We start from the raw sequence: 24,527 nt of genomic DNA on the forward strand, positions 1-24,527 counted from the left end.
GTTCCCCCCGTGGCGATCACAGATACTGGCCCGTGTTCGCCGTCGTCTCGATCGACTTGCCCGGTTCCTGGCCGGCCTTGCCCTGCACGATGGTGCGGATGTACGTGATGCGCTCACCCTTCTTCCCGGAGATCCGTGCCCAGTCGTCGGGATTCGTGGTGTTGGGCATGTCCTCGTGCTCGCGGAACTCGTCCACCACCGCGCGCATCAGGTGCTCGATGCGCAGGCCCTTGCTGCCGTCGAGGAGGAGGTCCTTGATGGCGTACTTCTTCGCCCGGTCCACCACGTTCTGGATGACCGCGCCGGAGTTGAAGTCTTTGAAGTAGAGCATCTCGGTGTCCCCGTTGGCGTAGGTCACCTCCAGGTACTCGTTGGACTTGTCCGTCGAGTACATCTGCTCGACCGTGCGCCGGATCATCTCGGCGATGGTGGTCTGCGGGTCGTTGCCGTTCTCGGCGAGGTCGTCCGCGTGCAGGGGCAGATCCGCCGTGACGTACTTCGCGAAGATCTCGGCGGCGCCCTCGGCGTCGGGCCGCTGGATCTTGATCTTCACGTCCAGCCGGCCCGGCCGCAGGATGGCGGGGTCGATCATGTCCTCGCGGTTGGACGCGCCGATGACGATCACGTTCTCGAGCTTCTCAACGCCGTCGATCTCGCTGAGCAGCTGCGGCACGATCGTCGTCTCGACGTCCGAGGAGACGCCGGTGCCACGGGTTCGGAACAGGGAGTCCATCTCGTCGAAGAACACGACGACGGGGCTCCCGTCCGAGGCCTTCTCCCGTGCGCGGGCGAAGATGAGCCGGATGTGGCGCTCGGTCTCCCCCACGTACTTGTCGAGCAGTTCCGGGCCCTTGATGTTGAGGAAGTAGCTGCGGATCTGTTCCACGCCGGCGCGTTCGGCTGCGCGGGCGGCCAGCGAGTTGGCGACGGCCTTGGCGATGAGGGTCTTGCCGCAGCCCGGCGGCCCGTACAGGAGGATGCCCTTGGGCGGCTTGAGCCCGTGCTCCCGGTAGAGGTCGGGGTGCAGGAAGGGCAGCTCGACGGCGTCGCGGATCTGCTCGATCTGCGGGCCGAGCCCGCCGATGTCCCCGTACGCGATGTCCGGGACCTCCTCGAGCACGAGGTTCTCCACCTCGCTGCGCGGCACCTTCTCGAGGCCGTAGCCGGACTTCGTGTCGACGGCGAGGGCGTCGCCCACCCGGATCCTGTCGGCCTGCAGGGGCCCGCTGAGCCTGATGACGCGTTCGTCGTCCGTGCGGCCCACCACCAGGGCGCGATCGCTGCCCAGGAGTTCCTTGACGGTGACGATCTCCCCGGCCCGCTCGTAGCCGAGGGCGGCCACGATGGTCAGGGACTCGTTGAGGAGCACCTCCTGGCCGGGGGCGAGCTGGCGGACGTTGATGAGCGGGCTGACGGTGACGCGCAGCTTCCGGCCGGACTGCAGGATGTCCGCGGTGTCCTGCACGGTGGCATCGGTGGTGACGCCGGGCTCGGACGGGCGTCTCGGGTTGACCTGCATGACCGTGGCGAAGCTGAACGGGGCCGCGCCCTCCTTCTCAAGGGCGGCCTTCAGCCGCACGATCTCGGTGCGCGCGGCTTCGAGGGCGGCGACGAGCTTGCCGTTGTTCTGCGTGGCCGCCCCCAGCTGGCGGTCGATGTGGCGCAGCTTGTCCCGCAGGACGTTCAGCTGGCGCTGCGCGGCGGAATTGTCGACGAGCGGGGACGTCGGCTCGCGCGATCCGGCGGCGGGAGCGTGGTCATCGGGTTCCGGCATTTCGGTTCGCCACCTTCGGTTCGACCTTCGGCTGTCTTTCGACCTTAGCGCAGACGTCCGTCCGCTTTACGCACTGGTGCTGCCCTGTGTTAACGCCCGGGGGCCGCCGACCTCTTCCCGTCGGCGGGGGTCCGCCGACCTACTCGACGGTGCCGCCGTCGGCGATCGCGTCCCGGCGCGCCTGGGCCTCCTCGGCGGGCAGGGAGCCGCGCTGGATGGTCGACGCCGCGTCCCGCGCGACGCGGCGCAGCCGCTTGTCGGAGACGTCGCGCTCCCCCACCGCCTGCGGCGTCCAGGCGTTGAGGTCCTCCTCGCTGAACCCTGTCTTGGACGGGCGCCGCTTCGGGGTGAAGCCGGTGGCCCCTTCGGCCAGCCGGCGGGTGGTGAGCAGGAACCCGGTGTGGGCGACCATGCGGTGGTCCGGACGCACGGCGAGGCCCTCGAGGTGCCAGCCGCGCACCATGGACTCCCAGGCCTCGGGCTCGGTGAAGCGGCCGTCCGCGCGGATGGCCTCGGCGATGCGGGAGAGCTGCGTGACCGTGGCCACGTAGCTGATCCACACGCCCCCCGGGGCCAGGACCGTCGCGACGGCGTCGAGGCACTCCCAGGGCGCGAGCATGTCCAGGACCACGCGGTCCACGGAACCGGGCGCTTCCTGGGCGAGGACCTGCTCCTGGAAATCGCCCAGGGTGATCTGCCAGGCCGGGTGCGGGCCGCCGAAGATCGTCTCGACGTTGCCGCGGGCGATGTCCGCGAACTCCTCGCGGCGCTCGAAGGAGTGCAGGTATCCGTTGTCGCCGACGGCCCGCAGCAGCGAGATGGACAGCGCCCCGGAGCCCACGCCGGCCTCGACGACGCGCGACCCCGGGTAGATGTCGGCCATCGTCACGATCTGCCCGGCGTCCTTCGGGTACACCACGGCCGCGCCGCGCGGCATGGACAGGACGAAGTCGGACAGGAGGGGCCGCAGGGCCTGGTAGAGCTGACCGGTGGTGTTCTCGAGGATGGTGCCCTCGGTGGCGCCGATGAGCGAGTCGTGCTGGAGGAAGCCCTTGTGGGTGTGGAAGGCGCCGCCGGGCGTGAGGGTGATGGTGTTCATCCGGCCCTTCTCGTCGGTCAGCTGGACGCGTTCGCCGGCGCGGAACGGGCCCCGACGGGCTGCGGCGCCGTGCGGCGCGGCGGGTGCTTCGGGTGTGGGGGTGGTGCTCATGGGTGGTCCTTCGGCGTGGGCCGGCGGTGCCGGCATGAATGAGGCGGGAGGGAGCGGGAGGAGGTGGGCCGCACGGGACGCGGCCGTCGGTCAGGCGTCGGGCGGGGTCGGCGCGGCGCCCTTGCCCGTGATGGCCTGCACCACCGTCCGCTGGTGGAGCAGGCCGGTGACCGCGCCGGAGCGGTTCACGACGGCGTACTCGTTGCCCGCCAGCCGTGCGAGGAACTGCACGAGTTCCTGGCCCTCCGCCCACTCCGGGACGTACGCGCCGGCGCCGAGGCGCCGTGCGGTGGCGTCGGCCGTCGTGGCGGCCGCGGCGTCCTCCGGGACGGCCAGCAGCGCACCCTCGTCCACCACGGCCTCGGGGACGCCGGACGGTCCGGTCAGGATGACGGCGGCGTCCGGATTCTCCCGGAGGATGCGGCGCACGGCGAGGACGCTCGTGCCCGCGGGCAGGCCGACCGCCGGCCTCTGCAGGCGCCCCGCGCTGATCGCGGGAAGGCGTAGGCGCATCCGGGCGTTCGTGATGGCGGACGTCGCGCCCATCCACAGGAAGGCGCCCATGATCACGGCGATGACGATGAACGTCAGGTCGGGGCCGCGGCCCTGGACCAGCGGCACCGCCACCACGAGGCCCAGCAGCACGACGACGAGGGCGCGGCCGGCCCAGCCCGCCGCGACGGTGCCCTTCTCCTGGCTCCCGGTGGCCCGCCAGACGGCGCTCTCCACGAGGCGGCCGCCGTCCAGGGGCAGCCCCGGCAGGACGTTGAAGACCGCGACGAGCAGGTTGGCCCAGACGAGGATGGTCGTCAGGAGGAAGGCGACGCCGCCCGGCTCCACCGCCTGCAGGATCACCCAGCCGAGGCCGGCGAGCACGAAGTTGGCGGCGGGTCCCGCGAGAGCGACGAGGAGGGACCGTCCCGGGGACGCGCTGAAGCTCGCGAACTGCGTGTGCCCGCCCCACAGGTTGAGCACGATCCGCGTGGTGGGCCAGCCGAAGGCGCGGGCGGTGAGGGCGTGTGCCAGCTCGTGGATGAGCACGGACACCGCGAGGAGCAGGGCGTAGCCGAGCGCCACGACGTACGCGCCGACGCCGATCCCGGGGATCACCTGGCCCACGCGCGGCCCGAAGACCAGCACGATGAACGCGGTGATCACGAACCAGGACCAGGCGAGGACCACGGGGACCCCGGCGATCCTGCCGAGCGGCAGGCCGGGGGTGGTCTCCCGCTGCGGTGCGTCGTTGGGAGCGCTCACGCGACGTTCTCGCCGTCGTCGAAGGCGTCCAGCGCGTCGCCGGCGGCCCCGGGCAGCAGGGCCGCGAGATCCGCGGGCGTGCGCCCGGCGAGCGTGTCCCAGTCGGTGCGGCGCGCATCGGGAGGGAGCGGGACGAAGTGCGGTACGGCGAGGGTGGTCAGCCCGGCGGCGAGGGCGGCGGTCACCCCGGGCAGGGAGTCCTCGATCGCGACCACGCCGTCCTTGTCCAGTCCCGGGTGGTCCGCGGCCAGCAGGTCGAACCCCAGCTGGTAGGCCTCCGGGTCGGGTTTGCCCGCGCTCACGCGGTCTCCGGTGACGAGGTGGGAGAACGTCCCCTCGGGCAGGTGGCCTGCGACCGCCTCGGCGAGGAGCGTCTCGGACATGGTGACCATCGCGCAGGGAACCCCCTCGGCGTGCAGCGCGGCGAGCAGTTCCCGCGCCCCCGGACGCCAGGGGACGGCCCTGCTCACGTCGGCCGCCACGCGCCCGATCAGGTGGTCGATGATGTCGCGGATCCCGAGGTCCACCCCGGCCTGCTGGAGCTGCCCCGCGGAGAACTCGAGGGCCTGGCCGACGAGCATGGTGGCCTGCTCGTCCGTCCACGTCCCGCCGTGCGCTTCGACGAGTTCCGTCTCGGCCCGGATCCAGTAGGGCTCGGTGTCCACGATGGTTCCGTCCATGTCCCAGAGCACGCCCCGCAGGCCGCCGGAGTTCCCGGCGGATCGCGCGTCGTCGATCGCGTCGCGGGCAAGGAGGTGCATGCTGCCGGTGGGGTGGGTCGCCATGCCTCCAAGTCTACGGTGGCGCCCGGGCCGGCCTGCCCGCCGTGGCCCCCGGCGGCGGCGGGGGTCCGCCTGACATGGCCGCGCAGCGGGGTTTAGGGTGAGAGCGTGAAGAGCTTCGAGGACAACCAGCCGACCGGCGTGCAGGACCTGTTCCAGGACGCCGACGAGCCCGAGCGCAGGATCACGATCATGCTCGCGGCCTTCGAGGGCTGGAACGACGCCGGCGAGGCGGCCAGCGACGCGCTGAAGTACATGGGGCGCTTCTTCGGCAGTGAGCGCATCTCCACGATCGACGCCGACGAGTTCTACGACTTCCAGTTCACGCGACCCATGATCAAGCGGAACGCGGCGGGACAGCGCCGGATCAAGTGGCCGAACACCCGCATCAGCAAGACCGTCGTGCCCCACTCGAACGTCGACCTGATCCTCGTCAACGGCGTCGAACCGTCCTACAAGTGGCGCGCCTACACCGCGGAGCTGGTCGCGCTGGCGAAGGAGCTCGACGTCGACTGCATCGTCCTGGTCGGCGCGCTGCTGGCCGATGTGCCACACTCGCGCCCCATCCCGGTGACGGTCACGTCGGACGACGACGTCGTCCGGCAGAGCCTCGACGTCGAGCCGTCCACGTACGAGGGCCCGATCGGGATCGTGGGGGTGCTGGCCGAGATGGGGCTCCTCGCGGACATTCCGACGATGTCACTCTGGGCGGCCGTGCCGCACTACGTGGGGCAGTCGCCCTCCCCGAAGGCGCAGCTCGCGCTCCTGAACAAGCTCGAGGAGATCCTGCAGATCGCCGTGGACACGCACGTGCTCACGGAGGAGTCGGAGGCCTGGGAACGCGGGGTGGACGAGCTCGCCACGGAGGACCCCGAGGTGGCCGCCTACGTCCGCCAGCTCGAGGAGGCGAAGGACACCGTGGACCTCCCGGAGGCCAGCGGCGAATCGATCGCGCGGGAGTTCGAGCGGTACCTGAAGAAGCGCCGGCGCGAGCAGTAGCCCGGCTGCCCCTGCCCTAGAGGCGGACGCCGAGCAGGGCGTCGACGACGTCGGCCAGCGCCCGCCCGCCGGTCCCGGCGGGGCGCGGCGACGCCACCCACGCGTCGACCGCGGCAAGCGCGGACGGCGCGTCGAGGTCGTCCGCCAGATGCGCCCGCACCTGGTCACGGAGCCCGGCGACGTCGTCGTCCGTCGCGGACCGCGCGGCGTCGCGCCACGCAGCGAGCCGGCGGACTGCCTCGTCGAGGACACCGTCCGTCCAGGACCAGTCCGCCCGGTAGTGGTGGGCGAGGATCGCGAGCCTGATGGCCGCAGGGTCGACGCCCGCCTGGCGCAGCTTCGACACGAGGACCAGGTTCCCCCGCGACTTGCTCATCTTCTCCCCGTCGTAGCCGACCATCCCGGCGTGGGCGTAGTGCCGGGCGAGGGGCGTCCCGCTGGCGGCCCACGCGTGGGACGCGCTCATCTCGTGGTGGGGGAAGACGAGGTCCGAGCCGCCGCCCTGCACGGTGAACGGGGACGGCAGGAACTGCTGGGCGATCACGGCACACTCGATGTGCCAGCCCGGCCTGCCCTCGCCGAGCGAGCCGGCGGGCCAGCTCGGCTCGCCCGGCCGTGCGACGCGCCAGAGGAGCGGGTCGAGGGCGTTGCGCTTGGAGGGCCGCCCGGGGTCGCCGCCGCGCTCGGCCGACAATGCGAGCATCGTGTCGACGTCGAGCTGGGAGACCTGCCCGAGGAACCAGCGGGCGGCGTCGTCCCGGTCGAGGGCGGCCGCCGCGTCGAGGGAGAAGTAGACGTCCCCGTCGGGCTCCCCGCCCTGCCCCGGCACGGTGTAGGCGAGGTCGCGCCCCACCAGCTTCTCGACGATCGGGACGATCAGGTCGATCGACTCGACGGCTCCGACGTAGTGGTCCGGTGGCAGGACGTTGAGGGCCTCCATGTCCTCGCGGAACAGGGCGATCTGATCGGCGGCGAGATCCTGCCAGTCCACGCCGGTGGCCGTGGCCCGTTCCAGGAGCGGATCGTCGACGTCGGTCACGTTCTGCACGTAGCGCACGGTGGAGCCGGCATCACGCCAGGTCCGGTTGAGGAGATCGAACGCCACGTAGGTCGAGGCGTGGCCGAGGTGCGTGGCGTCGTAGGGGGTGATCCCGCAGACGTAGAGGCTCTGCTCCGGATGCTGCGCGAGGGCTGCCGGCGCCTGGAGCGCCGTGTCGAACAGGGTGATACCCGACTGGGTGCCGTCGAGTACTGGGACAGGGGTCGAATTCCACGCAATCACACGGTCAACCTTACGGGCCGCGGTCAGGCGCTGATGACACCGAAGCCGAGCAGCACGTACAGGGCGAGGCCGAGCAGGATGCGGTACCAGACGAAGAGCCCGTAGCCGCGCGTGCTGACGTAGCGGAGGAACCAGCCGATCATCGCGAACCCGACCGCGAACGCCACTAGGGTGGCCAGGGCGGTCTCCCCCAGCCCGTACGGTCCCGTCTCGTCGAAGCTCTTCACGAGCTGGAAGGCGCCGCTGCCGAACACGGCGGGGATGGCCAGCAGGAACGAGTAGCGTGCTGCGGCTTCGCGGGTGTAGCCCATGAGAAGGCCCGCGGTGATGGTGCCGCCCGAGCGCGACACGCCGGGGATCAGGGCCAGGGCCTGCGCCAGTCCGTACAGGATGCCGTGCCGGTAGGTGAGGCTCTGCAGGTCGCGGGTCTGCCGTCCCACGGCATCGGCGACCGCCAGGATGAGCCCGAAGACGATCAGCATGGTGGCGACGATCCACATGCTGCGGAACGAGCCCTCGATCTGCTCCTGGAACAGGAGCCCGAGCACGACGATCGGCACGCTGCCGAGGATGACGAGCCAGCCCATGCGCGCATCGGGGTCGTTCCGCGGGACGGTGCCCCTCAGGGCGCCGAACCAGGCCTTGACGATCCGGACGATGTCCTTCCAGAAGAACACGACGACGGCGGTCTCGGTACCCAGCTGGGTGATGGCGGTGAACGCCGCCCCCGGATCCTGCGCGTTCGGGAGGAACTCACCCACGATCCGCAGGTGTGCGCTCGATGAAATGGGTAGGAATTCGGTGAGGCCCTGGACGAACCCCAGGATGATCGCTTCTATCCAATTCACCCTTAAGACCCTAAGCCATGCCGCATGGACCTGAGGTATCCGGCCGCGGCAAGGCTTTAGGCTTGGCCTCATGCAACGGCGAAACGTGGGGATGAGCGGCCTGACCGTGTCCGCTCTGGGTCTCGGCACCATGAACTGGGGCCAGGAAGTGTCCGAGGAGGCCGCCCGCGAGCAGCTCCGCCTGTTCACCGACGCGGGCGGCACGCTCGTCGAGACCGCGGCGCGCTACGGCGAGGGCCAGGCCGAGGCGATCCTGGGCGGGTTCATCGGCGATACCGTGGCCCGCTCGGAACTCGTCCTCGCGGTGCAGGGCGGCACCACCCGCACCGGCATGCGGCGCCTCGACGGATCGCGCCGGGGGCTGCTCGATTCGCTCGACGCCTCCCTGTCCCTGCTCGGCACCGACCACGTCGACGTGTGGCTCGCGCCCTCCCCCGACGCCGCCGTCCCGCTGCAGGAGACGCTGAGCGCGCTGGAGGTCGCCTACGGAAGCGGTCGCGCGCGCTACGTCGGCGTCTCCGACTACGCCGGGTGGGAGTTCGCGCGGGCGGCCGCCACGGCGTCCTTCCCGCTCCTGGTCAACGACGTCGAGTACTCGCTGGTGAACCGGGGCGCCGAGCGGGACGTGCTGCCCGCCGCGGAGGCCTTCGGGGCTGCGGTGTTCGCCTGGGGGGCCCTGGGGCGGGGCGTCCTGACCGGCAAGTACCGGGGCAGGCTCCCCGCGGACTCCCGGGGAGCCTCCGACGTGTGGGCGCCGTACGTGGAGCCCTACCTCGACGGCAAGCCCCAGCGCATCACCGAGGCGCTGTGCACGGCGGCCCGGGGACTGGACCTCCAACCCCACGAACTCGCCCTGCGGTGGCTCCTCCACCGGCCCGGGGTGGCCTCCGCGATCGTGGGAGCCCGTACGCCGCAGCAGCTCAAGGAGATCCTGCAGACCGGCGGCGCGCCGGTGCCCGAACCCATCGCCGCGGTCCTCGACGAGGTCTCCGCCTGACGCGCGCCGGGTGCGCGGCTCAGTTCTCCGCGTCGGCCTCCACGAGGCCCGACGCGTACTCGTCGTCGTCCTCGTCGTCCGGTTCCTCGTAGACCTCGAGCGGGGTGATCTCCCCGAAGGCGTCGTAGAGTGCCTCCTCATAGACCTCGAAGGCGTCGGCGATGCCCACGTACGCCGCTTCCACCGCAGGATCGTCCTCGCGCCGGCGCGACGCCGAGGCCGCAAGGTGCTCTTCGAGGGCCGTCACGAGGGACTGGAGCGCGACACGCGGATCTATGCTCATGGCTAGACGTTATCGGTAAAGTGGACCGAATTGGAGGGAAATGCGAGAACATTTCGTGAACGCGACAGCCGTCCGGGAGCGCGACTACGGCCGGCAGTACGAGTACCTGGTGCTCACCGTGAACGCCGGGGAACCGCTGCCCGCCGCCCGCAGACTCGTCGCCGAGCATGCGGAGTACGGCAAGTGGGAACTCGAGCGCAGCTGCATCTACATGGGCGGGGGCCGGCGGTACTGGCTGCGCCGGAAGGTACTCCGGGTCGAGCGCACCGCCTGAGCCCGGGCGCGGTCGGGCAGACCGCGGGCCGTCAGGCCGACGGCGGTCCCAGCAGTGCCGTGGCGACGGTCGCCCGGGCCGATTCCTCCGTGGACGGGTGGAACTGCCCGGCCAGCGCGTCGCGGTGGAGGCGGACGACCTCCGACGACGCCGCGAAACCCGATCCCCCGCCCACGTGGAGTGCCACCGTGGTGGCGGCCACCGCGGCCTCGACCGCATGGGTCTTGAGGGTCACGAGGCGCGCGAACCACTGCGCTGCGTCCCCCTCGCGGGCGTCCAGGTCGAGGGTGACCTGGCGGAGTTCGGCCTCGGCACCGGTCCGCCGCATGGCGGGTCCGGCCAGCAGGTTCCGGAGGACGGGATCGTCGGACAGCACGCGGTCCCCCGTGTGGCTCCGTCGGCGTCCCATCGCGTCGGTGGCGAGATCGAGGGCGCGGTCCGCGATACCGAGGTAGACGGACGCGATGAGGGTCTCGAAGGCCGCGAAGATCCCGAACACCAGTGGATCGGCGTTGGGTCCGACCGGCAGGGACCGGAAGACGGCCTGCGCCGGCACGCGGACGGCGTGCAGGCGGGTCGTGTTGGACCGGGTGGCACGCATGCCCAGCGGGTCCCAGTCCTCGAGGATCTCCAGTCCGGGGGTGCCGCGCGGGACGAAGGCGTGGAGGATCACATCGTCCGCGCCGTCCTCTCCCTCGAGCTTCCCGAAGATCCCGAGTCGGGTCCACACGGGCGAGAGGCTCGTGAACACCTTCGTGCCGGTGTAGGCGAATCCGCCGTCGGCCTCGCGCTCCACGCGGGTCAGGGAGTCGAAGAGGACGGCGTCGTTGCCGGGCTCGGACACGCCGAACGCGAACACCTCGCCGTCGGCGGCCCCTTCGAGGACGAAGCGCAGGGAGGGGTCGCCGCGGTCCGCGAGGAGGCCGGCGACGGCCGTCCAGACCAGATGCATGTTGACCCCGAGCGCCGTCGCGGGCGCTGCTGCCGCCAGCCGGCGCTGGGCCGCGGCGGCCCGCGCCATCCCGCCCGCGGCGCCGGGTGGAGTGTCGGCCAGGAGGCGCAGATACCCGATGGCCCTCAGGTCGTCGAAGTCCTCGGTGAAGAAGCTGTTGGTGGCGTCGTAGCCCGCCGCCCGTCCCCGGAACCGCTCCAGGAGGTCGACGGGCAGGAGCTGGGCGAGGCCGTCCGTCGTCGTCGTGGTGGTCATGGCGCCTCCTGCGCTGGGTCGGATCCTGCTCAGTAGGTGGTCAGCAGGCGGGCAAGCACCCTCGCCCCGAAACGCAGCGAGTCCGTGGGCACACGCTCGTCGACGCCGTGGAACATGCCGGTGAAGTCGAGCTCGTCGGGCAGCTGCAGGGGTGCGAAGCCGTAGCCCGTGATGCCGAGGCGGCTCAGCGACTTGTTGTCCGTGCCGCCCGAGAGCGTGTACGGGAGCACCTTCGCGCCCGGGTCCTCCGCGTGCAGGGCGTCGATCATCGAATCCACGAGATTCCCGGCGAACGGCACCTCGAGCGAGGTGTCCTTGTGTTCGTAGCTCACGTCGACGCCCTCGCCGGCGAGCCCGCGGATGATCTCCAGCACCTGGTCCTGCTGGCCGGGCAGGGTGCGCACGTCGATCAGGGCCTCGGCGGTCCCGGGGATCACGTTGTGCTTGTAGCCGCTCTTGAGCACCGTGGGGTTCGCCGTGTTCTGCAGGGTCGCCCCGACGAAGCGCGCCACGGTGCCGAGCTCCTTCAGCAGCACGTCCGGGTTGTCGGGGTCGAACTCGACGCCGGTCAGTTCGGTGACGCCGTCGAGGAACTGCCGCGTCGTGGGGGTCAGCTCGATCGGCCAGGCGTGGTCCCCGATGCGCGTGACGGCGCGGGCCAGGGCGGTGACGGCGTTGTCGGAGTTGATCTGTGAACCGTGCCCTGCGCGGCCGTGGGCCACCAGGCGCAGCCAGGAGATGCCCTTCTCGGCCGTCTGCAGGAGGTAGGTGCGCTGGCCGCCGATCGTCGCGGAGAACCCGCCCACCTCGGAGATGGCCTCCGCGGCGCCCTCGAAGACCTCCGGCTTGTTGTCCACGAGCCAGGACGCACCGTAGGCTCCACCGGCTTCCTCGTCGGCGAAGAAACCGAAGATGAGGTCCCGCTTCGGCTTGATGCCGTCGCGCTGCATGGACCGCAGGACGGACAGGATCATGGCGTCCATGTCCTTCATGTCCACGGCGCCGCGACCCCAGATGAGCCCGTCCTTCTCCTCACCACCGAAGGGGTCGACCGTCCAGTCCTCCTTCTGCGCGGGGACGACGTCGAGGTGACCGTGCACCACGAGCGCGGGCAGGGAGGAATCCGAACCGTCCATGCGGGCGACCACGGAGGTGCGGCCGGGGGCGGCTTCGAAGAGCTGGGTCGAGAGTCCCACCTCCTCGATCAGGGCGGCCGTGTACTCGGCGGCCTTCCGCTCCCCCGGACCCGCGTTGTCCCCGAAGTTCGAGGTATCGATCCGGATCAGTTCCTGGCAGATCCTGACGACTTCATCTTCGGGTGTGATGCCCACGTGGTCCTCCTCGGTAGCGGTTGCCTCCCCAGCCTACCGAGCGCGCGTGCCAGGACACGGCCGGTTCACCCGTGGACACGGAAGGGCCCTGGCCGGATGTCTCCGGCCGGGGCCCCCGATGGCGCCGTGTCCGCGGCCCGCGCGTCCTCGGGGTCAGGGTTTCGCGTAGTCGTCGTATCCCCGCCAGTCGATGAACACACAGGGGGCGTCACCCACGACCCAGGCGTCATGCCCGGGGGTCATGACCGCGAAGTCGCCGGGCCCGTACTCCATCTCCTCCCCGTCGTTCATGACGACCTTCATCCGGCCGGAGACGAAGTAGCCCACGTGCGTGACCTGGCAACTGTCGGTCCCGGCGATCGGCTTGACGTGCTGGGACCAGCGCCATCCGGGCCGGAAGGTGGCGCGGCCCACCGCGCCCATCTCCGAGCCGACGAGTTGAAGATGGCCCGTGTCACCTTCGAAGGGACGCGTCTCCTCCGGCGCATCGAGGCTCTTCCTGAGTAGACCTGGCATCACGACCTCCAATGGATGGCGTTGCTCGCTTGTTCCGGGGTTCCCGCCGCTGGGCTGGTTCTGCCCGATTCGGGAGACCAGAGTGGACCTGCCGTCCGTGAGGGTCAAGGGCACTTCGGGCATGATGTGCCCGACGGGAGCAACCCTTGCCCCGGGCCACGAGAAAGCCCCCGGCCAGATGACTCTGACCGGGGGCTTCACTGTGCGCGGAGGGGGACTTGAACCCCCACCCTCAATAAGAGGACTAGCACCTCAAGCTAGCGCGTCTGCCATTCCGCCACCCGCGCGGGTGGTTTTTCACCGTGGAAACCGGCGAAAGCAACGAGAAATACTCTAACACGGCACTCGCCCGGATCGTGAATTGGCGGATCCCCCTGCGCGGACCCGGGCGTCCTCGCCGGACGACGCACGGGCCCACTAGACCCGATCCCGGGCGGTGGCAACCGTGGCGGGAACCTGTCTTCTTCCTCCTCCCCTGCCTATGCTGGAAGGATGACCGGGCGGTGCCGGAGGTACCTCGAGTGACGGGAAGGAACGCCATGGCCGACAACGATCTCACGGATTCCGACCGGGAGGGGGACGTGATGCCGGACCGGAAGCGCGACGAGGAGCAGCACGCCCTGACGTGCGACGCCATGAAGCGCGCGAACATCTCCGTCACCGATCTCTGGGAGCACTACTCCAGCATGGGTGGGGGCGTGGACGAGTACGAGGTCGCCGCGTACCTGAACGGCCTGATCGACCTCCCGGACGTGGAGCGGGACTTCATCTCGCAGGCCGTCAACGAGCTCTACGACGACCTCTGCCGCCAGCAGGGAGCCCCCTACAGCTCGGGACACCTCAAGCACGGCGACGACTGAGGTCAGGACGACGTCCCGGCGATCAGGGCGAGCGGGGCCAGGGACAGCACCATCGCCGCGGCGATGACCAGCGCGAACAGACCGAGCCAGACCGGTGACGGGACGCGTGTCGCCAGGCGGAGCAGATGGGCGTCCGAGGTCGCGAGGTCCCGCCGTCGATGGTGGACCCGCACCACCTTTACGCAGTCGCGGCATGCACCGACCAGCAGTGCGACCCCGAGCACCAGGCAGGCGTAGCCCGCCGGTGCGGCTCCTCCGAACCAGACGAGGCCGAGTGCCACGGCCGCGCTGCCCCCGAGGATGAGCACGCCCTGACCGTTCCGGATCAGGACCAGCGCCGCCACCAACACCATGGCGCCGAGCGAGAGAGCCGCCGGCGCCCAGCCGTGGGCGGCGCCCCCGAGCAGCAGCGCCCCGACGACGGCGGGCACCGGGTAGCCCCAGAAGGTCGTGAAGGCCGCCCGCCACCCGCGGCGGCCGAGGCTCGTCGTCGTGCCGGAGTGGTCGAGCCGGAGCGTGATCCCCGTGACGCGCTGCAGGGTCAGCAGGGCGGCGGCCGCATGACCGAGTTCATGGACCACGGTGACGAAGAGCCCGAAGATCCGCCATGAGCGCCGGGGTATCGAGAGGGCGATGGCCAGCAGACCGATGAGGACGAGTCCCGTGGCGCCGATCGCGGGCGGATCCGCCCGGAGGAAGCCCTCCGCGATCCGATCCCGCAGCTGCCCTGCCAGGGACTCCACCGCCGTGCGCTTACTCGGCCGTGCGCGCCGCCGGGTCCAGGCACCCGCCGCCGGTCGTGCGTCCGGCGTGCTCCAGGCGCGCGGCGATGGCCCCGACGGCGACGGCGACCTCGTGGAACGACGTCGACAGGGGTGAGAGGCCGAGCCGGATCCCGTCGGGATTGCGGTAGTCGGGGATGACGCCGTCCTGCCACAGCTCCGGCACCATCCCGGCGAACTCCGGATGGTCGATGGTGATGTGCCCGCCGCGGGCCCCGGCGGCACGCGGGGAGGCGAGGACGACGCCGTACGGGGCCAGCACGGCGTCGACGGCCGTGACGGCGAAGGCGGTCAGCTCCTCCGATTTCGCCCGGACGGCCGGCATCCCGACCTCCTCGATGAGGGCGAGCATGTCGCGCATCGGGAGCATGCCGAGAATCGGCGGCGTACCCGAGACCAGGCGGCGGACGCCGTCGGCGGGCTGGTAGGCGGATCCCATGGCGAACGGGTCCGCGCTGCCCAGCCAGCCGAGGATCGGCTGGTCGAGGGTCGGCAGGTGCCGCTGCGCGACGTACGCCCAGGCCGGAGCGCCCGGCCCGCCGTTGAGGTACTTGTAGCTGCAGCCCGCCGCGAAGTCGACGCCCCAGGCGTCGAGATCGGCCGGGACGGATCCGACCGAGTGGCTGAGATCCCAGAGGACGAGGGCGCCGGCGTCGTGGGCGATCCTCGTGATGGCGGAGACGTCGGCGATGAACCCGGAACGGTAGGCGACGTGGCTGAGGAGCACGAGGGCGGTCTCGGGGCCGACGGCTGCGGCGACCTCCGCGGGCGTCGCCCCGCCGTCGTACGCGACGTCGATCCATCGGAGGGTCAGGCCGCGCTCGCGGGCGATCCCCTCGACGATGAACCGGTCGGTCGGGAAGTTGTCGCGGTCGATGACGATCTCGGTCCGCCCCGGGCGGGCCGCCACCGCCGCGCGTGCGAGCTTGTAGAGGATCACGCTCGTGGAATCCGCCACCACGCACTGGCCCGCGGCCGCGCCGAGCGCCACCCGACCCAGCTGGTCGCCGATCCGTTCCGCCAGTCCGAGCCACCCCTCGTCCCAGCCGCGGATCAGCCGACCGCCCCACTGGTCGCGGACGAACGAGGCCAGGCCGTCCGCTGTCCGGGTGAGCGGCCGCCCGAGGGAGTTGCCGTCGAGGTAGGAGAGCACGGTGTCGTCGTCCGTGCCGAGGAAGAGGGTGCGTTGAGCGCCGAGGGGGTCCGCGGCGTCGAGCTCCGCCGCACGGGTGAGGAGGTCGAAGCCGGTCATGCGCCCAGTCTAGGGGCGGCCCGCCGCGGACGCGGGCGGACGACACACGGGCGGTCCCCCTCGAAGGGGAACCGCCCGTGTGCGGAGTGTCTGCCGGACTACCGGCTGGCCGCCGTGGAGTAGGCGGACTGGATGGAGCTGCCGAAGTACGGGCCGTACATGACGTTGCTCTGGGTGTTGTAGCCGAAGCTGTTGACCGAGTTCTGCGTCCCGGTGGAACCCGAACCGACGAACCAGGGGCCACCGGAGGATCCGCCGGTCATGTCGCACGGAATGCCCTGCGACTGGGTACCGCCGATGCGATCAGCGGAGGCCTTCCCGTAGCAGCTGAAGAGGCGCTCGCCGTTGAACGGCGAGGCGGCGGGGTAGCCGTACGCAGTGTAGGTGAGGCCGCGCGACATGTTGAAGCCGATGCTCGAGGCGCCGACCGTGGCGGCGAGCGTCCGCCCGTTGAGCGTGTTCATGACGGCGAAGGCGCCGTCGTAGCTGATGTCGTTGCGGGACACCCACTCGCTGGTCGAGACCAGCGTCCGGGCGGTGAACTTGCCGTACGGGGCCGCACCGTTGCTGTAGGCGGGGACGAAGACGAAGTTCGTGACCCAGCCCGTCGAGAGGTCGTGCGTGCAGTGCCCGGCCGTGGCGACGACGCTCTGGTTCCCGCTCTGGACCGAGTTGCCGGAGCAGACGTAGTTCTGCCCGCCCTGGGTGAAGAACACCTTCCCGATGCGTGGCACCGCGGACTGGGACGTGGCACGCGTCTCCGCGACGGGCTGCTTGGGCGCCTTCGTCACCGACTGCTGCCCTGCCTTCGGCATGATCGAACGGCCCTCGGCGGCCCAGCCGGAGTTGATCGTGTTGGCCGGCTTGGCGTTCTTCATCCTGTCCGGCGTCCAGTAGGCGTCGAGGGCGGCCTGGCCCTGGTCCTGCGCGTGGGACACGGTGCCGGCGGCGGCGGGGGCTACCGCCGGTGCTGCCTGGGCGGGACCTGCTGCCATCATTGCCGTCGCCATCAGGGTCGATGCGGCGAGCAGCCCTGCTTTGAGACCTCGAGAGTTCACGAAACTCCTCTTTCCATACAGTGGGGGCCAGCCATCGAGGGCTGGTAGTCGGAGTCTGCCCCGGTGACCCGGCGCCTGCCCAGCCGAAAGGGGACGTTCGGGAGAATTGCCCCCGAAAATCACCTCGCGTCTGGACAGGCCCCGGCCGGCATGGAACTATTCCGCGCGCACCCAGCCGGTGAAGTGGGGGCGGCGGCGCTTCGCGGACCACCCGACGACGTCCGTCCGGCGACCGGAGTCGTCGCCACGCCCCGTGAACGACGTCGTCACGGTGCCGGGCAGGAGGACGGGGGTGGCGAAGTCGATGCGCCAGCTCAGGGCCCCGGACGGTGCGGGGACCGCCTGGTCCACCATGCGGGCGGCCAGGCACATGCCGTGCGCGATCGCCGCCTTCATCCCGAGCGCCTTCGCGGTGAGCGCGCTGAGGTGGATGGGGTTCCAGTCCCCCGAGACCGCGGCGTACCGGCGTCCGGTGTCCGCGCCGAGTCGCCAGACGCCCGTCGGCGTGGGGGCGGTGAAGACCGGCCGGTCCTCGTCCCGGCGCACGCTGGCCGCGGCGTCGTCGAGCCGGACCCCGCGGGCCAGGTAGACGGACCGGCCGGTCCACACGAGCCCGGCGTCGGCGCGGACCTCGATGACGACGTCGACCTGCGTCCCTGCCGCGTGCGGGCGGAGGTGCTCCGCCCGGGCCACGACGTCGAGCACCTCGGAGGCGTCGATCAGGCGCTCCTGGTGCACCTCGTTGCTGAGGTGCACCATGCCGAGCAGGGGCAACGGGAAGTCGGGCCGCACGAGGACGCTCATGGCCACCGGGAACGCGAGCGTGTGGACGTAGGCGGAGGGCACCACGTCCCGCGCGGCGGATCCGAGCAGCTGCTGGAACCGCGTCATGGCGGCCAGGTCGACCCGGACCCCGTGGACGCGGTGCTGGACGGACGGGACCTCGAGCGGGACGGTCGCCCGCCTCACCCTCCGCCGTGCTGCCAGCGCGACGGCCTGGCGGTAGAGCCCGGGCAGGGCGGGCACGCCCGGCAGCGTCACCTCCTCGCGCGGGGTCCCGCTCACGCGCCCACCAGGTTCTGCCCGCATACCCGGAGGACCTGCCCGTTGATGCCCGCCGCGGCGTCGGAGGCCAGGAAGGCGATCGCTTCCGCCACGTCCACGGGGAGCCCGCCCTGCTGCAGGCTGCTCAGCCGTCGGGCCACCTGGCGGGTGAGGGGCGGGATCTTGGCCGTCATGTCCGTCTCGATGAAGCCGGGCGCGACGGCGTTGATGGTCCGGCCCCCGCCGTCGAAGGACGCGGCCTGTGCCCGGACCATCCCGATCACGCCGGCCTTCGACGCCGCGTAGTTGCTCTGCCCGCGGTTGCCGGCGATCCCGCTCGTCGAGGCGAGGCTGATGATCCGCCCCGTCGTGGAGAAGACCGGTGAGGCGAGGAAGTGCTCGTTCATGCGCAGCTGGGAGGCGATGTTCACGGCGATCACCGAGTCCCACCGGGACGCGTCCATGTTGGCCAGGAGCTTATCCCGCGTGATGCCGGCGTTGTGCACCACGATGTCGAGGGCGCCGTAGCGTCCGCCGACGTGCTCGAGGATGCGTGCCGCCGCGTCCGGAGCGGTGATGTCGATCTGCAGGGCCGTCCCGCCCACCCGGTTCGCGACCTGCGCGAGCTGCTCGCCCGCCGCCGGGACGTCGACGGCGATGACGCGGGCTCCGTCCCGGGCGAGGATCTCGGCGATCTTCGCGCCGATGCCGCGGGCCGCCCCGGTGACCACGGCGGTCCTGCCTGCCAGCGGCTGGTCGGGGACGCCCTCCCCCGCCGCCGTCGTGGCGGCCGCGAGTCCTCCGACGCTGTCGGCGGGCGCTCCGGTCACCTCGAGGAACTGGCCGTCAACGTACGCGCTCCTGCCGGACAGGAAGAAGCGGAGGGCGGCGAGCGTCGTGGCGTCCGTCGTCGTTGCTCCCGCACGAAGGACGATGCCGTTGGCCGTGGCCCCGCCGCGCAGTTCGTGGGCGATCGACCGGATGGCGCCGTCGATGCCCTGGCGCGCCGCGGCCACGGCGGGGTCCGTGGTGTCCGCTGAGGAGCGGAAGACCGCCACCACGCGGCCACCCGGCACCAGCATCCTGGCCGCCTGCCCGAGCTCGAGCATGGGCTCTGCGAGGTCGGCGGGCGAGGTGGCCCGGTCGAGCACGACGACGGCGGCGCTGAGCTTCTCGCCCGGCAGCACATGGCGACGCACCTCCACGTCCCAGCCCAGCAGGACGTCGGCGAGCGCCTCCGCCCCGGCACCCGACCCGGTGACGAGCACCGGCTTCGGGGCAATGGCCTCCCCGGGGGTGTAGCGGCGCAGCACCGAGGGCCGCGGCAGGCCCAGGGCCTTGGCGATCTTCCCGGGCAGGGGTGTGTTCACGAGGTCCAGGTAGTTGTCGGCCATGGCTACCTCGCCTCGAGGATCGCGACGACGCCCTGGCCGCCGGCGGCACAGACGGAGATGAGGCCGCGGCCGCCCTTCTCGGAGAGGGTCTTGGCGAGCGAAGCGACGATGCGCCCGCCCGTGGCCGCGAACGGATGGCCGGCGGCGAGGGAGGACCCGTTGACATTGAGCTTCGCCCGGTCGATGCTGCCGAGGGCGCCGTCGAGCCCGAGGACGCGCTTGCAGTAGTCCGGGTCCTCCCACGCCGCGAGGGAGCTGAGGACGGTGCCCGCGAAGGCCTCGTGGATCTCGAAGAAGTCGAAGTCCTCGAAAGTGAGGCCGTTGCGCTGCAGCAGGCGGGGCATGGCGTGGACGGGGGCCATCAGCAGGCCCTCCTCCCCCGTGACGAAGTCCACCGCGGCCGCTTCGGCGTCGACGATGGTGGCGAGCATCGGGAGGTTGTTGGCCTTCGCGTACTCCTCGCTGCCGAGGAGGACGACGGCGGCGCCGTCCGTGAGCGGGGTGGAGTTGCCCGCGGTCATGGTGGCCGGGGTGTCGAGGTTCTTGCCGAAGACGGGCTTCAGGGTCGCCAGCTTCTCCAGCGAGGTGTCCGCCCGGAGGTTGGCGTCCTTCGTCAGGCCACGGTAGGGCGTCATGAGGTCGGAGAAGAACCCGCGCTCGTAGGCGTCGGCGAGATTGTGGTGGCTGCGGTAGGCGAGTTCGTCCTGCGCTTCGCGGGTGATCTCCCAGGCCGCGGTGGTGAGCGCCTGGTGCTCTCCCATGGACAGGCCGGTGCGGGGTTCGCCCGTCGTGGGCGCGTTCGGCGAGAGGTCCTTCGGACGGAGCGTGCTGAGGGCCTTGATCTTCTGCTGCGTGGTCTTGGCCCGCGAGAGGTCGAGCAGCACGCGGCGGAGACCCTCGCTGACAGCGATCGGGGCGTCCGAGGCGGAGTCGACGCCGCCGGCGATGCCGGAGTCGATCTGGCCGAGCTTGATCTTGTTCGAGAGGCCGACGACGGTCTCGAGGCCTGTGGCGCAAGCCTGCTGCAGGTCGTAGGCGGGGGTCTCCGGGGACAGCGCCGAGCCGAGGACTGCCTCGCGCGTGAGGTTGAAGTCGCGGGAGTGCTTGAGGACGGCGCCGGCGGCGACTTCGCCGATGCGCTCGCCCTGCAGCCCGAACCGCGCCACGAGGCCGTCCAGCGCTGCGATGAGCATGTCCTTGTTGGACGAGTAGGCGTAGGCGCCCCCCGAGCGGGCGAAGGGGATGCGGTTGCCGCCGATGACGACTGCCGTACGCGGTGTGTGGGCGGCGTTGTGCGCCCCGGCCTGATCTGCCATGGGAGTGCTCCTGGTACGAGAGGGTGGATTACCGATACCTAGCGTACCTGATACGCTGAGTATCATGAAGCTTGCCCAGGCCCTCAAAGGCGCCTCCGGAAAGACCGCCGGTGGCGTGGCTCCCGTGCAGGACGGCAGATCCAGCCGATGGGAGGGGCACCGGGCCGAGAGGCGGCGGCAGCTGATCAAGACCGCCAGGCGAGCCGTGGACGCCCTGGGCCCCGGCGCCTCCATGGAGGACATCGCCGCAGCCGGGGACACCTCGAAGTCCGTGTACTACCGCTACTTCGGGGACAAGACCGGACTGCAGCGGGCGATGGCCGAGGTGGTCATCGGCCAGATGCAGCAGAAGGTGCTCGACGCCGCGGAGGCCGCGCCCACCCCCCGGGAGGGCCTGTACGCCATGGTGCTCGCCTACCTGCAGATGGCCCGCACCTCGCCCAACGTCTACGCCTTCGTGACCCGCGTGGGAATCGCCGAATCCTCGGCGGCGTCCGCGGCGGCCTCCCCCGGTCCGTCGCCGGCCGACGGCGGCCAGGACACCCTCGCGCACTTCCTCGCTGCGGTCACTGACCTGGTCGCGCGTCCCATGCGCGGTTACCTGCTCTCCCCCGACCGGCCCTCGGCCCCCGACGACGCCGCCCCGGAATACTGGCCGGCGGCCGCGATCGGCATGGTCCGCGCCGCCGGCGAGCACTGGCTCTCATCACCCGACACCCCCGACAAACCGACCGAGGACCAGATGGCCCGGCACATCACCGCCTGGCTGTTCGACGGCATCAGCCGGTACGAGGCACTGGCGCCCCGGGCCATCCCCCATCTCCCACCCAGCGCGAAGGACACGCCATGACCCAGACCATCACCCGGCCGCAGCAGATCCCCGCCACGGCCACCATCACCGACGACGAACAGGCGACCGTGGACACCGCCGAGCTCGGCGAACTGCTCCTCGGCCGGTGGGCGGACATCCGCCGCACGGCACGGAACCTCGCCGGCCGTCCCGAGGTCCGGAAGATCGAGGGACTCACCCACACCGATCACCGGCTGCGCTGCTTCGACCAGCTCCACTACCTCGTGGAGCAGCAGGCCGTCCACCGCGCGTTCCCCTCCGCGCTGGGCGGCGACGACGACCACGGCGGGAACATCGCCGGCTTCGAGGAGCTCGTCGTGGCCGACCCGTCGCTGCAGATCAAGGCGGGTGTGCAGTGGGGCCTCTTCGGGTCGGCGGTCATGCACCTCGGCACCGAGAAGCACCATGAAGCCTGGCTTCCGGGCATCATGGACCTGCGGATCCCCGGCTGCTTCGCGATGACTGAGACGGGCCACGGTAGCGACGTGGCAAGCATCGCCACCACCGCCACGTTCGACCCCTCCACCGACGAGTTCGTCATCGACACCCCGTTCCGCGCGGCGTGGAAGGACTACATCGGCAACGGGGCCATCGACGGCCGGGCCGCCGTCGTGTTCGCCCAGCTCGTCACCAACGGCGTCAGCCACGGCGTGCACGGCTTCTACGTGGAACTGCGCAACGAGGACGGCTCGTTCAAGCCCGGCGTCGGCGGGGAGGACGACGGCATCAAGGGCGGCCTCAACGGCATCGACAACGGCCGCCTGCACTTCACCGGCGTGCGGATCCCCCGGACCAACCTGCTGAACCGTTACGGCGACGTCGCCGAGGACGGCACGTACACCTCGCCCATCGCCTCCCCGGGGCGCCGCTTCTTCACCATGCTCGGGACCCTGGTGCAGGGCCGCGTGTCGCTCGACGGCGCCGCTGTCGCCGCGAGCAAGCTGGCCCTCACCGCCGCCATCACCTACTCGACCCAGCGCCGCCAGTTCAACGCGTCCTCCGATCTCAGGGAGGAGGTGCTGATGGACTACCAGCGCCACCAGCGCAGGCTCCTGCCTCGTCTCGCCGCGACCTATGCGGCCTCCTTCGCCCATGAGGAGCTGCTGGAGAAGTTCGACGGCGTCTTCTCCGGCGAGCACGACACCGACGAGGACCGCCAGGACCTCGAGACGCTCGCCGCCGCGTTCAAGCCCCTGAGCACCTGGCTCGCCCTGGACACCCTGCAGGAGTGCCGCGAGGCGACCGGCGGGCAGGGCTTCCTGGTGGAGAACCGCTTCACGTCGCTGCGCGCGGATCTCGATGTGTACGTGACGTTCGAGGGCGACAACAACGTGCTGCTGCAGCTCGTCGCCAAGCGCCTCCTGACGGACTACGCGAAGGAGTTCAAGGGCGTGGACTTCGGGGTCCTCGCCCGCTACGCGGTGTCGCAGGCCGCCGGCAGGACGCTGCACCGCTCGGGTCTGCGCCGCGTCGCCCAGACCCTCGCGGACACCGGCTCCGGCAAGAAGTCGGCCATCGCCCTGCGCGACGAGGAGACCCAGCACGATCTGCTGACCGACCGCGTGCAGTCCCGCGTCGCCGAGCTCGCCACCGCACTGCGGGGCGCGAAGGGGATGTCGCAGGAGAAGGCCGCCGCACTCTTCAACGACCACCAGAACGAGCTCATCGAGGTCGCCCATGCCCACGCGGAGCTGCTGCAGTGGGAGGCATTCACGCGCGGCGTCCACAGGGTCGCCGATCCCGGTACCCGCCAGGTCCTGACGCGCCTGCGCGACCTGTTCGGCCTGTGCCTGATCGAGAAGGATCTGGCCTGGTTCCTCATGAACGGGCGCCTGTCCGCCCAGCGTGCCCGCACCCTGGACGGCTACATCAACCGCCTGCTGGTGAAGATCCGCCCCCACGCCCTGGACCTCGTGGAGTCCTTCGGCTACGGCCAGGAGCACCTTCGTTCGGTGATCGCCAGCGGCGCGGAGCAGGAACGCCAGGAGGAGGCGGCCGAGTACATGCGGCGGCGGCGGGCCAGCGGGGACGCGCCGATCGACGAGAAGACGCTGCTGGCCCGCGAGGCCCGGGAGAAGAAGGCGAAGCAGGCGAGGAAGGCCGCGAAGCCGTCGTCGTCGCCCGCCGCGGGCTAGCTGGACCGCCCGTCCCCTGAGGACCTCCGGGCGGGACGGGGCTTCCCGGCCTCGCTCCGCCCGGAGGTCCTTTCCGTGCCCGGCGACGTCGTGCCGCTGCCGGTCGCCCGCTGGGCGGCGAGCGCATGAACTCCCCCACGCATTCCCCGGTGCGGGAGGAACGGGGAATTGGTGTCCGGTGCGTACTATCGGATCCGGCGCGGGCATCGACTCGCCGGCGCCGGATGATTCCTCAGGGGAAAGGCCGTCATGTGGAGCGCCGAACATTTCTCGATGCGGTCGTCGCCGGAAGCGTGGGCCTTGCACTGGCCGCGTGTTCCCGCGCAGCCGGACGCCCGGCCGGGGCGGCGGTGACGGCCGCACCCTCCGTCCCGTCCCGGGCGTCCGCCGTCCCGTCCGCGGCGCCGTCGCGGGTGACGCCCACCCCGACCCCGGCACCGCCGCAGGTGACGAAGGTGCCGCTCCCGGCAGGCGTCATCACCGGACTACCCACGTCCGACCCCGTCTTCGCGTGGACGGTCGACGACGGGTCGGACAGCGAAGTGGTCCGGCGGTACATCGAGTTCGCGCACACGAGCGGCACCCGGCTGACCTTCTTCCTGAACGGGAGATACCCCGGGTGGTCCGACCACGCGACGCTGCTCCGGCCGCTGGTCGCCACAGGCCAGGTCCAGCTCGGCAACCACACCTGGTCCCACGCAGACCTCACCGGCCTCAGCGACGCAGGCATCGTCGCGGAGCTGCAGCGCAACCATGACTTCATCGTCGCCACGTTCGGCGTCGACCCCCGCCCCTACTACCGTCCCCCGTACGGCTACCGGGACGCGCGCACGGATGCGGCGGCCGCGTCCATCGGCTACACCTCCCCCGTCATGTGGTACGGGTCGCTGGCCGACTCGGAGCACCGCCCCGAGCAGGAGATCCTCGGTCTGGCCGGTGAATGGTTCCTGCCCGCGCATGTGGTGATCGGGCACCTGAACTTCCTGCCCGTGACGCGGGTCTTCCCGCAACTGGCGAAGCTCATCGCGGATCGAGGACTGACCGCGGTCACCCTCGACGACCTCTTCCAGGTCTGA

Annotated in this window: 23 protein-coding genes and 1 tRNA gene; 7 read left to right on the forward strand and 17 right to left on the reverse strand. The window is 71.1% G+C overall.

Going from position 1 to position 24,527, the window contains the following annotated elements:
* Positions 1-16: 16 nt before the first annotated feature.
* The 4 genes from arc to ACSGDB_RS09395 all read right to left on the reverse strand — a co-directional run bounded on the left by arc (position 17) and on the right by ACSGDB_RS09395 (position 5,026).
* Positions 17-1,774: a proteasome ATPase gene (gene arc / locus ACSGDB_RS09380; RefSeq protein WP_434994335.1), complete on the reverse strand. Its 1,758-nt coding sequence runs from the start codon at positions 1,772-1,774 to the stop codon at positions 17-19.
* Between the two features lie 139 nt (positions 1,775-1,913).
* Positions 1,914-2,984, reverse strand: coding sequence for a tRNA (adenine-N1)-methyltransferase (locus tag ACSGDB_RS09385; protein WP_434994336.1), 1,071 nt, complete (start codon positions 2,982-2,984; stop codon positions 1,914-1,916).
* A gap of 90 nt (positions 2,985-3,074) precedes the next feature.
* Entirely contained in the window at positions 3,075-4,241 is a 1,167-nt protein-coding gene (locus ACSGDB_RS09390; protein ID WP_434994337.1) for a site-2 protease family protein, read from the reverse strand.
* Positions 4,238-5,026, reverse strand: a complete 789-nt coding sequence (locus tag ACSGDB_RS09395) for an HAD family hydrolase (RefSeq protein WP_434994339.1) — start codon at positions 5,024-5,026, stop codon at positions 4,238-4,240. Before ACSGDB_RS09395 ends, ACSGDB_RS09390 begins: the two co-directional genes overlap by 4 nt.
* A 105-nt stretch (positions 5,027-5,131) precedes the next feature.
* Between ACSGDB_RS09395 and ACSGDB_RS09400 the strand changes: the two genes are divergently transcribed.
* On the forward strand, positions 5,132-6,022 hold the full coding sequence (locus ACSGDB_RS09400; protein WP_434994340.1) for a PAC2 family protein: 891 nt from the start codon (positions 5,132-5,134) through the stop codon (positions 6,020-6,022).
* 16 nt (positions 6,023-6,038) lie between these two features.
* Here the strand turns inward: ACSGDB_RS09400 and mshC are convergent, their stop codons facing one another.
* A complete protein-coding gene (gene mshC / locus ACSGDB_RS09405; protein WP_434994342.1) occupies positions 6,039-7,304 on the reverse strand; it encodes a cysteine--1-D-myo-inosityl 2-amino-2-deoxy-alpha-D-glucopyranoside ligase in 1,266 nt (421 codons plus the stop codon).
* Between the two features lie 23 nt (positions 7,305-7,327).
* Positions 7,328-8,152 carry an undecaprenyl-diphosphate phosphatase gene (locus ACSGDB_RS09410; RefSeq protein WP_434994344.1) on the reverse strand — a complete coding sequence of 275 codons (825 nt, stop codon included), beginning with the start codon at positions 8,150-8,152 and terminating at the stop codon, positions 7,328-7,330.
* Positions 8,153-8,222: 70 nt separating this feature from the next.
* On the opposite strand from ACSGDB_RS09410, the gene ACSGDB_RS09415 reads away from it, so the two are divergent.
* A complete protein-coding gene (locus tag ACSGDB_RS09415) occupies positions 8,223-9,149 on the forward strand; it encodes an aldo/keto reductase (RefSeq protein ID WP_434994345.1) in 927 nt (308 codons plus the stop codon).
* Positions 9,150-9,168: 19 nt separating this feature from the next.
* On the opposite strand, the gene ACSGDB_RS09420 is transcribed toward ACSGDB_RS09415, so the two are convergent.
* A complete protein-coding gene (locus ACSGDB_RS09420) occupies positions 9,169-9,432 on the reverse strand; it encodes a hypothetical protein (RefSeq protein WP_434994346.1) in 264 nt (87 codons plus the stop codon).
* Positions 9,433-9,472: 40 nt separating this feature from the next.
* On the opposite strand from ACSGDB_RS09420, the gene ACSGDB_RS09425 reads away from it, so the two are divergent.
* Entirely contained in the window at positions 9,473-9,706 is a 234-nt protein-coding gene (locus ACSGDB_RS09425) for a DUF5703 family protein (protein ID WP_434994347.1), read from the forward strand.
* 31 nt (positions 9,707-9,737) lie between these two features.
* Here ACSGDB_RS09425 and ACSGDB_RS09430 read toward each other — a convergent pair whose 3' ends face one another.
* The 4 genes from ACSGDB_RS09430 to ACSGDB_RS09445 all read right to left on the reverse strand — a co-directional run bounded on the left by ACSGDB_RS09430 (position 9,738) and on the right by ACSGDB_RS09445 (position 13,047).
* Positions 9,738-10,913 carry an acyl-CoA dehydrogenase family protein gene (locus tag ACSGDB_RS09430; RefSeq protein WP_434994348.1) on the reverse strand — a complete coding sequence of 392 codons (1,176 nt, stop codon included), beginning with the start codon at positions 10,911-10,913 and terminating at the stop codon, positions 9,738-9,740.
* A 29-nt stretch (positions 10,914-10,942) separates the two neighbouring features.
* On the reverse strand, positions 10,943-12,244 hold the full coding sequence (locus tag ACSGDB_RS09435) for a M20/M25/M40 family metallo-hydrolase (RefSeq protein WP_434994349.1): 1,302 nt from the start codon (positions 12,242-12,244) through the stop codon (positions 10,943-10,945).
* Positions 12,245-12,397: 153 nt separating this feature from the next.
* A complete protein-coding gene (locus ACSGDB_RS09440; protein WP_434994350.1) occupies positions 12,398-12,760 on the reverse strand; it encodes a cupin domain-containing protein in 363 nt (120 codons plus the stop codon).
* Between the two features lie 203 nt (positions 12,761-12,963).
* Positions 12,964-13,047: transfer RNA gene (locus ACSGDB_RS09445), tRNA-Leu, on the reverse strand.
* A gap of 252 nt (positions 13,048-13,299) precedes the next feature.
* Between ACSGDB_RS09445 and ACSGDB_RS09450 the strand changes: the two genes are divergently transcribed.
* Positions 13,300-13,620 carry a hypothetical protein gene (locus ACSGDB_RS09450; RefSeq protein WP_434994352.1) on the forward strand — a complete coding sequence of 107 codons (321 nt, stop codon included), beginning with the start codon at positions 13,300-13,302 and terminating at the stop codon, positions 13,618-13,620.
* A gap of 2 nt (positions 13,621-13,622) precedes the next feature.
* Here ACSGDB_RS09450 and ACSGDB_RS09455 read toward each other — a convergent pair whose 3' ends face one another.
* From ACSGDB_RS09455 to ACSGDB_RS09480, 6 genes are all read right to left on the reverse strand, one after another.
* Complete coding sequence (locus ACSGDB_RS09455; protein ID WP_434994353.1) at positions 13,623-14,363, reverse strand: M50 family metallopeptidase; 741 nt, start codon at positions 14,361-14,363, stop codon at positions 13,623-13,625.
* 10 nt (positions 14,364-14,373) lie between these two features.
* The gene (locus ACSGDB_RS09460; RefSeq protein WP_434994355.1) at positions 14,374-15,654 is read right to left on the reverse strand and encodes a kynureninase; all 1,281 of its coding nucleotides are present in this window, start codon (positions 15,652-15,654) and stop codon (positions 14,374-14,376) included.
* Positions 15,655-15,752: 98 nt separating this feature from the next.
* On the reverse strand, positions 15,753-16,712 hold the full coding sequence (locus ACSGDB_RS09465) for a trypsin-like serine peptidase (protein ID WP_434994357.1): 960 nt from the start codon (positions 16,710-16,712) through the stop codon (positions 15,753-15,755).
* A gap of 156 nt (positions 16,713-16,868) precedes the next feature.
* Positions 16,869-17,777, reverse strand: coding sequence for a MaoC family dehydratase (locus ACSGDB_RS09470; RefSeq protein ID WP_434994358.1), 909 nt, complete (start codon positions 17,775-17,777; stop codon positions 16,869-16,871).
* Positions 17,774-19,150, reverse strand: coding sequence for a 3-oxoacyl-ACP reductase (locus ACSGDB_RS09475; RefSeq protein WP_434994359.1), 1,377 nt, complete (start codon positions 19,148-19,150; stop codon positions 17,774-17,776). Before ACSGDB_RS09475 ends, ACSGDB_RS09470 begins: the two co-directional genes overlap by 4 nt.
* A gap of 2 nt (positions 19,151-19,152) precedes the next feature.
* The gene (locus ACSGDB_RS09480) at positions 19,153-20,466 is read right to left on the reverse strand and encodes an acetyl-CoA C-acetyltransferase (RefSeq protein WP_434994361.1); all 1,314 of its coding nucleotides are present in this window, start codon (positions 20,464-20,466) and stop codon (positions 19,153-19,155) included.
* 64 nt (positions 20,467-20,530) lie between these two features.
* On the opposite strand from ACSGDB_RS09480, the gene ACSGDB_RS09485 reads away from it, so the two are divergent.
* The 3 genes from ACSGDB_RS09485 to ACSGDB_RS09495 all read left to right on the forward strand — a co-directional run bounded on the left by ACSGDB_RS09485 (position 20,531) and on the right by ACSGDB_RS09495 (position 24,527).
* Positions 20,531-21,316, forward strand: coding sequence for a TetR/AcrR family transcriptional regulator (locus tag ACSGDB_RS09485; protein WP_434994363.1), 786 nt, complete (start codon positions 20,531-20,533; stop codon positions 21,314-21,316).
* Entirely contained in the window at positions 21,313-23,451 is a 2,139-nt protein-coding gene (locus ACSGDB_RS09490) for an acyl-CoA dehydrogenase family protein (RefSeq protein WP_434994365.1), read from the forward strand. Before ACSGDB_RS09485 ends, ACSGDB_RS09490 begins: the two co-directional genes overlap by 4 nt.
* Before the next feature lie 293 nt (positions 23,452-23,744).
* Positions 23,745-24,527 carry a polysaccharide deacetylase family protein gene (locus tag ACSGDB_RS09495; RefSeq protein ID WP_434994367.1) on the forward strand — a complete coding sequence of 261 codons (783 nt, stop codon included), beginning with the start codon at positions 23,745-23,747 and terminating at the stop codon, positions 24,525-24,527.

The organism is Arthrobacter sp. Ld5, assembly GCF_051172775.1.
GTDB lineage: Bacteria > Actinomycetota > Actinomycetes > Actinomycetales > Micrococcaceae > Arthrobacter_D.